This window comes from Streptomyces sp. NPDC006552 (assembly GCF_040611655.1).
Taxonomy (GTDB): domain Bacteria; phylum Actinomycetota; class Actinomycetes; order Streptomycetales; family Streptomycetaceae; genus Streptomyces.
In genome coordinates this window covers 49,665-62,156 of record NZ_JBEXOS010000021.1, presented here as the reverse complement: position 1 = coordinate 62,156, position 12,492 = coordinate 49,665, and the positions used below count along the sequence as shown (strand labels likewise).

Below are 12,492 nucleotides of genomic sequence, written 5' to 3'. Positions count from 1 at the left end.
GGCGGCCGTGTGCCGTCTCCACATCATGCACACATCGAACGTTTGTTGCCCCAACCCGGGGGTCGGCGCAGCGGCGTCCCGGGCGGAGGCCGAGGCCGGCCGACGCCTGGGACGGCCCGCCCGCGTACCCGCGGAACGCCTCTTCATTCCCCGGCGTCGCATGTGACGCTCGACACAGCGAGCGCAACAGACGAAACGGACGTCGCAACGAACCCCCGCCCGGCGCCGATCCGCGCAACGATCACCCGTGGGCGCGCAAGGTTGCTGCATTACAGCTGGGAAGCTCCGTCCCTTAGAGTCATGCGCTGAAGGCGGCACGGCGGGGAACGGCCTGCGCGACGGTCCCCGGTCCGGGTGTGACCGCCGCCATGCGCTCCCACGCCCCGCCCGACCCCAACCGGCAGCGATGAAGGAGCCAGTCCGTGCTCGACCACGGCGCACCCCCGCGCACCCCGCAGACCGAGACCGCAACCGCGGGCCTCGGTGCCCGCCTGATGCGCCGCAAGCCGGTGGAACGCCTGGTGGACGAGGGCGGACAGGGCGAGGGCGGCTCGCTGCGGCGCTCGCTCGGACTCTGGCAGCTGACCATGATCAGCATCGGCGCGACGCTGGGCACCGGCATCTTCGTAGTCCTCGGCGAGGCCGTCCCGAAGGCCGGACCCGCCGTCACCCTGTCGTTCGTCATCGCGGGCCTGACCGCTCTCTTCTCGGCTCTCTCCTACGCCGAACTGGCCGGCTCCATCCCGGTCGCGGGCTCCTCGTACTCGTACGCATACGCAACGATGGGCGAGCTGATCGCCTGGATCTGCGGCTGGTGCCTGGTCCTGGAGTACGGGGTGTCCGTCGCGGCCGTCGCCGTCGGCTGGGGCCAGTACCTGAACGAGCTGCTCGACGGCACCATCGGCGTCACCCTCCCCGACGCGCTCTCGGCGCCGCCCGGCGACGGCGGCGTCTTCAACCTGCCCGCGCTCATCGTGGTGCTGCTCGCCATGGTCTTCCTGCTCGGCGGCGCCAAGGAGTCCGCCCGCGCAAACACGATCATGGTCGCGGTGAAGATCGTCTCCCTGCTGCTGTTCTGCGCCATCGGCCTCAAGGGCTTCCAGTCCGGCAACTACGAGCACTTCATGCCGCTCGGCATGGCCGGGGTCAGCGCCGCCGGCGCCACCCTCTTCTTCTCGTACATCGGCTTCGACGCCGCCTCCACGGCCGGCGAGGAGGCCAAGAACCCGCAGCGCGACCTGCCGCGCGCGATCATGCTCTCGCTCGTCATCGTCACCGCGCTGTACGTCCTGGTCGCCGCGGTGGCCGTCGGGGCCAGGCCCTGGAAGCAGTTCAACGACTCCGAGGCCGCGCTCGCCGGGATCATGAAGGACGTGACGGGCCAGTCGTTCTGGGCGACCCTGCTGGCCGCCGGCGCGGTCATCGCCATCGCGTCGGTCGTGCTGACCGTGCTCTACGGGCAGACCCGCGTCCTGTTCGCGATGAGCCGCGACGGACTCGTGCCCAAGGCCTTCTCCAAGGTGCACGCCAAGAGCGGGACGCCGCGCGTCAACACCGTCCTCGTCTCCCTCTTCTGCGGGGTGCTCGCCGCCGCCGTCCCGCTGGGCCAGCTCGCCGACGCCACGAGCATCGGCACCCTCTTCGCCTTCGCCCTGGTCAACGTCGCGGTGATCGTGCTGCGCCGGACCCGGCCCGACATGCCGCGCACCTTCCGGGTGCCGCTCATGCCGGTCCTGCCCGTCATCGGCTTCGCCCTCTGCCTGTGGATGATGGGTTCGCTGTCCGAGATCACCTGGATCGTCTTCGGTGTCTGGATGGCCATCGGCCTCGTGTTCTACTTCTGCTACGGGATGCGACGCTCCCGTCTCGCCGCCCCCGCGGATGCCGCAGAACCACAGAAGTGAACCGCCTGCCTTGCTGAACGATCTCGACGAACGCATCGTGCACGCCCTCGCCGAGGACGCCCGCCGCTCCTACGCCGACATCGGCATGCTGGTCGGCCTCTCCGCGCCCGCCGTGAAGCGGCGCGTGGACCGGCTGCGGGCCACCGGCGCGATCACCGGGTTCACCGTGCGGGTCGACCCGGCCGCGCTCGGCTGGGAGACCGAGGGGTTCATCGAGATCTACTGCCGCCGCAACACCTCGCCGGACGCGATCCGGCGGGGTCTGGAGCGGTACCCCGAGGTCGCGGCCGCCTCCACCGTCACCGGTGAGGCGGACGCCCTGGTCCAGGTCTTCGCCTCGGACATGCGCCACTTCGAGCGGGTCCTGGAGCGGATCGCGGGGGAGCCCTTCGTCGAGCGGACGAAGTCCGTGCTCGTGCTCTCGCCGCTGATGCGCCGCTTCACCTCGGGCTCGCCCGTCTGAGCCGGGCCGCCGCCCCCGCGCAACGAATCACCGTTTCGGCTCCGGCCCGCGCAACGGATCGCACGCACAGACGCAACGGTCCGGTCTTCCCCGCCGCACCGGCGCAAACGTACCGTCGTAACGGTCGCGGGCAGCCCCGGCCGCCCCTCTCTCGCCGTTCGTACGCCGTCCGTCGCTGAGCACAGCCCTGCCGTCGTCGCCGCGCACCCGTACCCGCGTACCCGCGTATCCGCAAGGAGTCCGTACCCCATGACGTCCACGGTGCCCACCGCCGTCCAGCACACCCGAGCGCAGCCGCCGATCACCATGTTCGGGCCGGACTTCCCGTACGCGTACGACGACTTCCTTGCGCACCCGGCCGGCCTCGGCCAGATACCGGCGACCGAGCACGGCACCGAGGTCGCGGTCATCGGCGGCGGCCTCTCCGGCATCGTCGCCGCGTACGAGCTGATGAAGATGGGCCTCAAGCCCGTCGTGTACGAGGCGGACCAGATCGGCGGGCGGCTGCGGACGGTCGGCTTCGACGGGACGCCGCCGGACGCCGCCGGGCTGAGCGCGGAGATGGGCGCGATGCGCTTCCCGCCGTCGTCGACCGCGCTGCAGCACTACATCGACCTGGTGGGCCTCGAGACCCGGCCGTTCCCCAACCCGCTCTCCCCGGCGACCCCCTCGACCGTCGTCGACCTCAAGGGCGAGAGCCACTACGCCGAGACGATCGACGACCTGCCGCAGGTCTACCGTGACGTCGCCGCCGCGTGGAACGCCTGCCTGGAGGAGGGCGCCGACTTCACGGACATGAACCAGGCGATGCGCGAGCGCGACGTGCCGCGCATCCGGGAGATCTGGTCGCAGCTCGTGGAGAAGCTCGACAACCAGACGTTCTACGGGTTCCTGTGCGACTCCGCGGCCTTCAAGTCCTTCCGGCACCGGGAGATCTTCGGCCAGGTCGGCTTCGGCACCGGCGGCTGGGACACCGACTTCCCCAACTCCATCCTGGAGATCCTGCGCGTCGTCTACACCGAGGCCGACGACCACCACCGCGGCATCGTCGGCGGCTCCCAGCAGCTGCCGCTGCGGCTGTGGGAGCGCGAGCCCGCCAAGATCGTGCACTGGGCGCCCGGCACCTCGCTCGCGTCGCTGCACGCGCGCCGGACCCCGCGGCCCGCGGTGACCCGGCTCGCCCGTACCGCCGGGAACCACATCACCGTCACGGACGCCGACGGCGACATCCGCACGTACCGGACCGCGATCTTCACCGCGCAGTCCTGGATGCTCCTGTCCAAGGTGGCCTGCGACGACGCGCTCTTCCCGATCGACCACTGGACGGCCATCGAGCGGACCCACTACATGGAGTCCAGCAAGCTGTTCGTCCCCGTCGACCGGCCGTTCTGGCTGGACAAGGACGAGACGACCGGCCGCGACACCATGTCGATGACGCTCACCGACCGGATGACGCGCGGCACCTACCTCCTGGACGACGGGCCGGACAAGCCCGCCGTCATCTGCCTCTCCTACACCTGGTGCGACGACAGCCTGAAGTGGCTGCCGCTCTCCGCGGGCGAACGGATGGAGGTCATGCTCAAGTCGCTGGGCGAGATCTATCCCAAGGTCGACATCCGCAAGCACGTCATCGGCAACCCGGTGACGGTCTCCTGGGAGAACGAGCCCTACTTCATGGGCGCGTTCAAGGCCAACCTGCCCGGCCACTACCGCTACCAGCGGCGCCTGTTCACCCACTTCATGCAGGACCGGCTGCCCGCGGACCGGCGCGGCATCTTCCTCGCCGGTGACGACATCTCCTGGACGGCCGGCTGGGCCGAGGGCGCCGTGCAGACCGCGCTCAACGCGGTGTGGGGCGTCATGCACCACCTCGGCGGCGCCACCGACGCGACCAACCCCGGGCCCGGCGACGTGTACGACGCGATCGCGCCGGTCGAACTCCCGGAGGACTAGCCCGTCACACCCCGGCGGCGCGGGCCTTCTCGTACACCTCCGCCGCGAGGTCCTTGAGCTCCTGGGCGTCGCGCAGGTCGCCCTGGAGGTCGAGGAGGATCTCCTCGAACCCCACCTCGGCGTGCGCGACCAGGTCCTCGACGATCTGGTCCACGTTGCCCTGGAAGGGCCGGCGGTCGGCACCGGAGCAGGGGTCGCGCGTGTACAGCGTGTTGGCGCGCAGCACGCTCTGCAGGGGCGCGGTGCGGCCCCGCTCCTGCGCGAGCGTCCTCAGCTCTGTCCACTGCCGCGTGAGCGTCTCGACGCCGGCCGCCGCGGGCATCCAGCCGTCCGCCCGGTCGACCAGGCGGCGGGCGGCCCGCGGGCCGCCCGCCGGGAGCAGGATCGGCAGGGGACCGGCGGGCTTGGGCCCCACCACCGACGGCGCGACGGTCGTCCACTCGCCCTCGTACGCCACCGGGTCGGGGCCCCACACCGCGCGGCACACGGCGATCAGCTCGTCCAGGACCGCGCCGCGCCGCTCGAAGGGGGCCACCGCCGCGGCCGCGTACTCGTCGTGCGACCAGCCGGTGCCGAGTCCGGCGACGACCCGGCCGCCGCTCGCCGCGTCCAGCGACGCGAGCGAGCGGGCCAGTTGGAAGGGGACGTGCAACGGCGCGACCAGCACGCTCGTGCCCAGCCGGGCGCGCGAGGTGGCCGCGGCGGCGAGGGCGAGGCAGACGAGCGGGTCGGCGACCGACCGGTACCGGTCCGGCCAGGGCAGCCCCGGTATGCCGTAGAGCCCCTGCCGGGCGGGCTCGGGGAACAGGACGCGCTCGAAGACCCACAGGCTCTCGTACCCCGTCGCCTCCGCGGCGCGCGCCACGTCCGGGATGTCGCGGCCGATGTCGTACTGCCGCATCTGCGGGAGGCCGAGGCCGAGTCGGGTCGCCATAGGTACTCCTTCGTCGCATGCGCACCGGGTGTCGCACCGTTCAACGCGCGGTCACCGCCGACGAGTTCCGGAGAGAAGGAGACGGGTCAGTCGGGGAGCGGGGTGAGCAGCATGCGGCTCACCAGCCCCACCGACGTGTCGAGCCGGTAGGCGAACTCGTCCGCCACGGACGGCAGTTCGCGCAGGGCCCACAGGGCGCGGGCGGTGCTCCACGCCGCGTCGCGCGCCCGCTCCAGACTCCAGGAGCCGAGCAGGTGGGTGAGCGGGTCGGCGATCTGGAGGAGGTCGGGGCCCGGCATCAGCTCTTCGCGGATGTGCTCCTCCAGGGCGATGAGCAGGTCGCCGACGCGTTCGAACTCGTCCTCCAGCGCGGCCGGCGGGCAGCCGAGCGTGCGGCAGGCGTCCACGACGGCCAGCGCCAGATCGTGGCCGATGTGGGCGTTGATGCCGGCGAGCGCGAACTGCAGAGGGCGGACGCCGGGATGGCGGCGGAATTGCAGCAGGGGGCGCCAGCACGCGGGCTCGCGGGCGCCGAGGGCCGCCGCGTCGACCGCCGCGAGGTAGCGCTCGGCGAACCGGACGTCCAGCGTGACGGCGGCGGCCCGGTCCCGGAAGCCGCGGGTGCCGCCGCCCGCGATGGCCCGGTCGACCGCCTCCGTGACGGAGAGGTAGACCCGGTTGAAGACCGCCACGCCGTCCCGGGGCGGCAGGTCGAGGTCGAGGGCGCGCATCCGCGCGAGCACCGCGTCGACCCCGGGTGCGGCCGGGCTGTACGTACCTGCGAAGCGTTCCGACTGCGCCATGGACGAAGGGTCCCAGCCCCGGGGGGACGGGGGTGTCGGCTGGCCGGGCGCTTCCCCAGAACGAGCGAACGGCCCGCGGTTCCCGGCCCGTAGGGACTGCTAGGACCCGGCCGGCCGGCGCGGGGTCCCGGCGTCCTCGTCGTAGGCGGAGGTGCCCGAATCCAGCAGCGGTTCCTGCGACTTGAGGTGCGCTGGGGCCAGCGCGCGCAGGGCGTGGTAGCCGGTGATCACGACGATCGTGCCGAGGGCGATGCCGCTGAGGGAGAAGGTGTCGGTGAACTTCAGCGAGACGTTGCCGACGCCGATGATGATGCCCGCGGCCGCCGGCACCAGGTTCAGCGGGTTGCGCAGGTCGACCCCGGCGTTGATCCAGATCTGGGCGCCGAGCAGGCCGATCATGCCGTAGAGGATGACGGTGATGCCGCCGAGGACGCCGCCGGGGATCGCCGCGACGATCGCGCCGAACTTGGGGCACAGGCCGAAGAGGAGAGCGAATCCGGCCGCCGCCCAGTAGGCCGCCGTGGAGTAGACGCGGGTCGCGGCCATGACGCCGATGTTCTCGGAGTACGTGGTGTTGGGCGGGCCGCCGACTGCGGTGGAGAGGATCGAGGCGGCGCCGTCCGCGGAGATCGCGGTGCCGAGCCTGCTGTCGAGGTTCTCCCCGGTCATCTCGCCGACCGCCTTGACGTGCCCGGCGTTCTCCGCCACCAGCGCGATGACCACGGGCAGGGCGACGAGGATCGCCGACCACTGGAAGGACGGGCCGTGGAAGGAGGGCAGGCCGACCCAGTCCGCACGGCCGACGCCGGAGAGGTCCAGGCGCCAGTGGTCGACTGCCTCGGTACCGCCGTCGACCGAGTGGATCTTGCCGAAGACCAGGTCGAGGAGCCAGGAGACGGCGTAGCCGAAGAGCAGGCCGAGGAAGATGGCGATACGGGACCAGAAGCCGCGCAGACAGACGACGGCCAGGCCGGTGAAGAGCATCACGAGCAGCGCGGTCCACTGGTCGGCGGGCCAGTACGTGGAGGCGGTGACCGGCGCGAGGTTGAAGCCGATCAGCATGACGACCGCGCCGGTGACGATCGGCGGCATCGCGGCGTGGATGATCCGGGCCCCGAACCGCTGGACCGCGACCCCCACGAGGAAGAGCACAACGCCGACGACGAGGACGGCGCCGGTCACGGTGGCGCTGGAACCGCCCTGCGCCCGGATCACGGCCGCCACCCCCACGAAGGAGAGGGAGCAGCCCAGGTAGCTGGGGACCCGGCCGCGCGTGGCGAGCAGGAAGATCACCGTGGCGACGCCGGACATCATGATGGCGAGGTTCGGGTCGAGGCCCATCAGGACCGGCGCGACGAACGAGGCGCCGAACATGGCGACCACGTGCTGGGCGCCGAGTCCGATCGTGCGGGGCCAGGACAGCCGCTCGTCGGGGCGGACGACGGCTCCGGGGGCCGGGGTGCGCCCGTCGCCGTGCAGTTTCCAGCGCACGCCGAGGTCCATGTGAGTTCTGCTTTCTGTGGCTCGAAACGATCGCCTCATGGTAGAGGCACGCACGTGCGCGCTCCCGCTGCCCTCGTCGCACGGCCGGTCCGCCGCTGCCGCGCTTCTTGTTGCCGAGGGGCTGGAGGTCTACCCTCACACGGACTTGTCCGTGAACATCGTTCAGATATGTGTCTGAATGGAGCCGTGTGATGCGTGCAAGACCCCGGATGCGCCTCGGCGCCCTCCTCGCGGCCACCGCCGCGCTGACCGCCGTCCTGATACCGGCCGCGGGCGCCAGTACCCGTGAGCCCGTCCCCCGGACCGCCGTCCTCGACGGCGTCCGCCTCCAGCAGACCCGGCTCCGCCTCGCCCACGGCGACCCCCGGCTCGCCCGGGCCGCCCGGGAGCTGACGGCGCGCGCCGACCGCTGGCTCGGCCAGGGCCCCTGGACCGTCGTCGACAAACCGAAGCCCGCCCCGGGCGGCGACGTCCACGACTACCTGAGCCAGGCTCCCTACTGGTGGCCCACCACGAGCCCGACCCCCGACAACCCCTGGGGCTGCCCGTACGAACAGCGCGACGGGCAGCGCAACCCCGAGGTCGACACCGGCACCGACCGGCAGGACGTCGAGAAGGTCTTCGACTCCAGTTACGACCTCGCGCTCGCCTGGTACTACACGGGAAAGAAGCAGTACGCCGTCAAGGCCGGGCAGATCCTGCGCACCTGGTTCCTCGACGCCGCCACGAAGATGAACCCGAACCTGGACCACGCCCAGTTCATCCCGTGCAAGTACGACGGCCGCGCCATCGGCGTCATCGACTTCTCGCAGTCGTACACGAGCGTCGTCGACGCCGCCGCCCTGCTCGCCACCGGCGCCCCGGGCTGGACGAGGAGCGACCGGGCGGGGATGGGGGAGTGGAACGAGGACTTCCTCGACTGGCTGGTGCACAGCGACTTCGGCAAACAGGAAGGGGCCGCCGACAACAACCACGGCACCTTCTACGACATGCAGGTCGCCGCCCTCGCGTACGCCACCGGCGACACGGCTCTGGCCCGCCGCACCGTCCGCGCGGCCGGCCCCGCGCGCGTCGACGCCCAGATCGCGGGCGACGGCACGCAGCCGCAGGAGCTGGCGCGCACCCGCAGCTGGCACTACTCGACCTTCGACCTCGTCGCGTACACCCGGCTCGCCGCGATCGGCCGGCACGTCGGCGTCGATCTGTGGCGGTATCGGGGGCCGCAGGGGCAGAGCCTGTTCAAGGCGGTGGACTATCTGCTGCCGGCGGCGACGGGCGCGAGCGCCTGGCCCCATCCGGAGCTGGAGTTCCACCGTTTCGCGGCGAGCGACGTCGTCCGGGCGGCGGCCGACGCGGGGGACGCGGCCGCACGCCGGGCCGTGCCAGAGCTGGAGGCGCCACCCGGCGGTGACCTGTGGGAGCTGCGGCCCGCGGCCGAGCAGCTGGACTCGATCGCCGGGTGAGCCGCGTCCGCGGGGCCCCCGGCAACCACGCCGGGGGCCCCGCGGAGCGTGCGGGCGGCGTCAGTCGGTGGTGGCGCGGGCCAGGGACGGGTCCGGCCGCGCCGCGCTGACGCGGTCGGCGCCGCGCAGCACCCCCGCGAAGACCATCAGGCCGCAGGTCAACGCCGTCACCAGACCGAACGAGACGACCAGGCTCGTCGCGTCCGCGACCGTCCCGATGGCCGACGGGGCGATCAGCCCCGAGGTGTACGTGATCGTGGCGACGCCCGCGATGGCCTGGCTCGGGTTGGGGCCGCTGCGCCCGGCCGCCGCGAAGGCGAGCGGCACGACGACCGCGATGCCGAGACCCAGCAGGCCGAACCCGCCCATCGCGACCGGCGGATTCGGGGCCAGGACCACGAGCAGCGCGCCGGCGGTGGCCATGACGCCGCTCACCCGCACGGTGCGCACCGCGCCGAACCGGTCCACCACGGCGTCCCCGGCGATCCGGGCCACGGCCATGGTGAGCGTGAACGCGGTGGTGCAGGCGGCGGCGAGCCCCGCCGAGGTGTCGAGCACGTCGCGCAGGTAGACCGCCGACCAGTCCAGGCTGGCGCCCTCGGCGAAGACGGCGCAGAAGCCGACGGCGCCGATGAGCAGGGCGGACTTCGGCGGCAGCGCGAACCGCGGCGGCGGCTCCTCGTCCTCCGTGGGCCGCAGGTCGAGCACCCACCGGCAGGCGACCAGCCCGGCCGTCGTGAGCACCGCCGCCGCCAGCAGGTGGTGCAGCCGCGCGTCCGCGCCCAGGTGCGCCGCGAGCGTGCCGCCCGCCGATCCGACGAGGGCGCCCACGCTCCACATGCCGTGCAGCCCCGACATGATCGACTTGTCGAGCCGGGTCTCGATCTCCACCCCCAGCGCGTTCATCGCCACGTCCGACATCCCGGCCGCCGCGCCGTAGACGAAGAGCACGGCGCAGAGCGTGAGCAGGTTCGGGGCGAGCGAGGGCAGGACCAGGGCGAGGGTCCACAGGGCGAGCAGTCCGCGCAGCGCGGTGCGGGCCCCGAACCGGTGGCTCACGCTGCCGGCCAGCGGCATCGCCACCGAGGCGCCGATCGCGGGGAAGGCGAGCGCGAGGCCGAGCTGGCCCGCGCTCACGCCCGCGTGGTCCTGGATCCACGGCACGCGCGTCGCGAAGGAGCCTGTCACCGCCCCGTGGACGCAGAAGACGGCCGCGACGGCGTAGCGTGCCCGCTTCACGTTCCCCCGCGTGTAGGTCACTTCACTCATCCGGTGGGCCCCTCCCCGTCCGTCCCGGTGCGCGCACCCGCTGCCGGTGCCGTGCGTACCCCTGCCTGTGCCAGGCGCCCCGCCGCGACGTGGCGCCGCCGTAAACTATCAGGAACCCTGCCTGATAGTTAGTCCGTTTCGGCGTAGGATCCGGCCATGCCCGCATCGCCGAGGACCGCCCGAGCCATCAACGACCGGCTTGCGCTGCGCTTTCTCCAGGATCAAGGCCCGCTCACGGCAGGCCAGTTGAAAGACCTCACCGGGCTCTCCCGGCCCTCCGTCGCCGACCTCGTGGAGCGGCTCACCGCCTCCGGTCTCGTCTCCGTCGTCGGGGAGGCCGGCGCCCAGCGGCGCGGCCCGAACGCCCGGCTGTACGGGATCGTCGCCGACCGCGCGCACCTCGCCGCGCTCGACGTGCGCACCGAGGGCGTCCGGCTCGTCGTGGCCGACCTGCTGGGCGCGGTGCTCGCCCGGGCGGAGCTGCCCGTCGAGGAGGGCGAGGAGACCGGGGCCGCCGTCGAGCGCGCGGTCGCCCTGCTGGAGCGCACGGCGAAGGAGGCCGGCGCCGAGCGGCTGCACACGGTCGGCGTGGGCGCCCCCGGTCTGATCGACCCGGCCTCCGGCGAACTGCGGGACTCCTCCGGCCTGCCGCAGTGGCACCGGCAACTGGTCGCGGCGCTCCAGGAGCGGCTACCCGCGCGGGTGCTGGTGGAGAACGAGACGAACCTCGCGGCCCTCGCGGAGCAGCGCGACGGCGCCACCCGGGACCGGGAGACGTTCGTGCTGCTCTGGCTCGGCCTCGGTATCGGCGCCGCGGTCGTGCTCGACGGGAAGCTGCGGCGCGGCGCGTCGGGCGGGACCGGCGAGGTGGGGTTCCTGCCCGTGCCGGGGACGGCCGGGCTGCCCTCCGCGACCGGCTGCGACGGCGGCTTCCACTCCCTGGCCGGATCGGCGGCGCTCCTCGAACTGGCCGCCGCGCACGGCCTGGTGGAGGCCGGGCAGCCGGTGGAACGGGCGGCCGGCGTGGTGCGGGCCGCTGTGGACGCGGGCGCGGACGGGTTCCTGGACGCCCTGGCCGACCGGGTCGTCCTCGGCGCCGCCGCCGTGGTCGCCGTGCTCGACCCCGGCTGCGTGGTGCTGGCCGGGGAGGTCGGCCGGGCCGGGGGCGATCTGCTGGCACGCCGGGTCGCGGAGCGGCTGGCCGCGATGTCGCCGCTGGCGACGGAGGTGCGGGCGGGCGCGCTCGGCGGCGGCGCGGTGCTGCGCGGGGCGCTCCTGATGGCGCGCGAGGCGGCGCAGGAGGAACTCTTCGGCCCGGGACCCGCGCCGGTGCCGTGACGGGCGCGGGGTTCACCGGACCTGGCGCCCCCTCTTGACGGGCGGCGCCCTCCCCGCCCAACGCGCCCCGGACACTCAGCGCCCCCCGCGCCTGCCCAGGTACTCCTCGAACGTCCCCTTCCCCACCGCCTGGTGCGGCGCCAGGTGGCCGCCCTCGCGGAAGGCGCGGTACGTCTTGCCCGCCAGCGGGACGCTGAGCACCAGGCGGCGCCTGCCCGCCGCGCGCAGGTACGCGCGGGCCAGGTCCGGGAACGTACGGACCTCGGGGCCGCCCAGGTCGGCGACCCGGCCGGCGGGGGAGCCGAGCGCCAGTTCGGCCAGCCGGTCCGCCACCTCCGCCACCTCGACCGGCTGATCGCCGACGCCCGCGGGCAGCAGCATCACCGGCGACTTCGCGAACCCCCGCAGCATCGTGTGGAGCAGCTCGTGGAACTGCGTCGCACGCAGCACCGTCCAGCCGAGCCCCGACTCCGCCACCAGCCGCTCCACCGCGTGCTTCGCCCGGTAGTAACCGAGCGGCACCCGGTCGACGCCGACGATCGAGATGTAGACGAGGTGCCCCACCCCGGCCGCCCGCGCGGCCGCGATCAGATGGCGCGCCGCCCGCTCGTCCCCGCCGCGCGGCGTCGACGCGCAGTGCACGATCACGTCCACCCCGTCGACCGCCCGGACCAGCCCGGGCCCGCCCTCCCGCAGGTCCACCGCGTACGGCTCGGCGTGCCGGCTCAGCACCCGTACCTCGTGCCCGGCGTCGCGCAGCCGCTCGGTGACGAGCCGGCCGAGCGTTCCGGTACCCCCGGTCACCAGGATCGTGGTCACCGCTGCATCAGCTCCTTCGGACGCGGGACGCCCCCTGGTGGAG

10 protein-coding genes are annotated in these 12,492 nt (G+C 73.2%); 5 read left to right on the top strand and 5 right to left on the bottom strand.

Annotation, left to right across the window (positions count from 1 at the left end):
* Positions 1 to 422 precede the first annotated feature (422 nt).
* The 3 genes from ABZY33_RS15265 to ABZY33_RS15255 all read left to right on the top strand — a co-directional run bounded on the left by ABZY33_RS15265 (position 423) and on the right by ABZY33_RS15255 (position 4,320).
* Entirely contained in the window at positions 423 to 1,904 is a 1,482-nt protein-coding gene (locus tag ABZY33_RS15265; protein WP_356492025.1) for an amino acid permease, read from the top strand.
* 10 nt (positions 1,905 to 1,914) lie between these two features.
* Entirely contained in the window at positions 1,915 to 2,367 is a 453-nt protein-coding gene (locus ABZY33_RS15260; RefSeq protein ID WP_356492024.1) for an Lrp/AsnC family transcriptional regulator, read from the top strand.
* 249 nt (positions 2,368 to 2,616) lie between these two features.
* Entirely contained in the window at positions 2,617 to 4,320 is a 1,704-nt protein-coding gene (locus ABZY33_RS15255; protein WP_356492023.1) for an NAD(P)/FAD-dependent oxidoreductase, read from the top strand.
* Between the two features lie 4 nt (positions 4,321 to 4,324).
* On the opposite strand, the gene ABZY33_RS15250 is transcribed toward ABZY33_RS15255, so the two are convergent.
* The 3 genes from ABZY33_RS15250 to ABZY33_RS15240 all read right to left on the bottom strand — a co-directional run bounded on the left by ABZY33_RS15250 (position 4,325) and on the right by ABZY33_RS15240 (position 7,560).
* Positions 4,325 to 5,254 (bottom strand): LLM class F420-dependent oxidoreductase, encoded by a 930-nt coding sequence (locus ABZY33_RS15250; RefSeq protein ID WP_356492022.1) that lies wholly within the window; start codon positions 5,252 to 5,254, stop codon positions 4,325 to 4,327.
* Between the two features lie 86 nt (positions 5,255 to 5,340).
* Positions 5,341 to 6,057, bottom strand: coding sequence for a DUF5995 family protein (locus ABZY33_RS15245; RefSeq protein ID WP_356492021.1), 717 nt, complete (start codon positions 6,055 to 6,057; stop codon positions 5,341 to 5,343).
* Positions 6,058 to 6,156: 99 nt separating this feature from the next.
* Positions 6,157 to 7,560: a solute carrier family 23 protein gene (locus ABZY33_RS15240; protein ID WP_356492020.1), complete on the bottom strand. Its 1,404-nt coding sequence runs from the start codon at positions 7,558 to 7,560 to the stop codon at positions 6,157 to 6,159.
* A gap of 191 nt (positions 7,561 to 7,751) precedes the next feature.
* Here ABZY33_RS15240 and ABZY33_RS15235 point away from each other — a divergent pair, with 191 nt between their 5' ends.
* On the top strand, positions 7,752 to 9,023 hold the full coding sequence (locus tag ABZY33_RS15235) for an alginate lyase family protein (protein WP_356492019.1): 1,272 nt from the start codon (positions 7,752 to 7,754) through the stop codon (positions 9,021 to 9,023).
* A 60-nt stretch (positions 9,024 to 9,083) separates the two neighbouring features.
* Here ABZY33_RS15235 and ABZY33_RS15230 read toward each other — a convergent pair whose 3' ends face one another.
* The gene (locus tag ABZY33_RS15230; RefSeq protein WP_356492018.1) at positions 9,084 to 10,292 is read right to left on the bottom strand and encodes an MFS transporter; all 1,209 of its coding nucleotides are present in this window, start codon (positions 10,290 to 10,292) and stop codon (positions 9,084 to 9,086) included.
* Positions 10,293 to 10,448: 156 nt separating this feature from the next.
* Between ABZY33_RS15230 and ABZY33_RS15225 the strand changes: the two genes are divergently transcribed.
* Positions 10,449 to 11,630 (top strand): ROK family transcriptional regulator, encoded by a 1,182-nt coding sequence (locus tag ABZY33_RS15225; RefSeq protein ID WP_356492017.1) that lies wholly within the window; start codon positions 10,449 to 10,451, stop codon positions 11,628 to 11,630.
* Between the two features lie 75 nt (positions 11,631 to 11,705).
* On the opposite strand, the gene ABZY33_RS15220 is transcribed toward ABZY33_RS15225, so the two are convergent.
* Positions 11,706 to 12,449 carry an NAD(P)H-binding protein gene (locus tag ABZY33_RS15220; protein ID WP_356492016.1) on the bottom strand — a complete coding sequence of 248 codons (744 nt, stop codon included), beginning with the start codon at positions 12,447 to 12,449 and terminating at the stop codon, positions 11,706 to 11,708.
* Between the last annotated feature and the right edge of the window lie 43 nt (positions 12,450 to 12,492).

What these genes read in the sequence shown, in the direction of transcription:
- ABZY33_RS15240 (WP_356492020.1), bottom strand. Translation starts at nt 7,560, where the DNA reads ATGGACCTCGGCGTGCGCTGGAAACTGCACGGCGACGGGCGCACCCCG.
- ABZY33_RS15255 (WP_356492023.1), top strand. Translation starts at nt 2,617, where the DNA reads ATGACGTCCACGGTGCCCACCGCCGTCCAGCACACCCGAGCGCAGCCG.
- ABZY33_RS15245 (WP_356492021.1), bottom strand. Translation starts at nt 6,057, where the DNA reads ATGGCGCAGTCGGAACGCTTCGCAGGTACGTACAGCCCGGCCGCACCC.
- ABZY33_RS15230 (WP_356492018.1), bottom strand. Translation starts at nt 10,292, where the DNA reads ATGAGTGAAGTGACCTACACGCGGGGGAACGTGAAGCGGGCACGCTAC.
- ABZY33_RS15250 (WP_356492022.1), bottom strand. Translation starts at nt 5,254, where the DNA reads ATGGCGACCCGACTCGGCCTCGGCCTCCCGCAGATGCGGCAGTACGAC.
- ABZY33_RS15225 (WP_356492017.1), top strand. Translation starts at nt 10,449, where the DNA reads ATGCCCGCATCGCCGAGGACCGCCCGAGCCATCAACGACCGGCTTGCG.
- ABZY33_RS15235 (WP_356492019.1), top strand. Translation starts at nt 7,752, where the DNA reads ATGCGTGCAAGACCCCGGATGCGCCTCGGCGCCCTCCTCGCGGCCACC.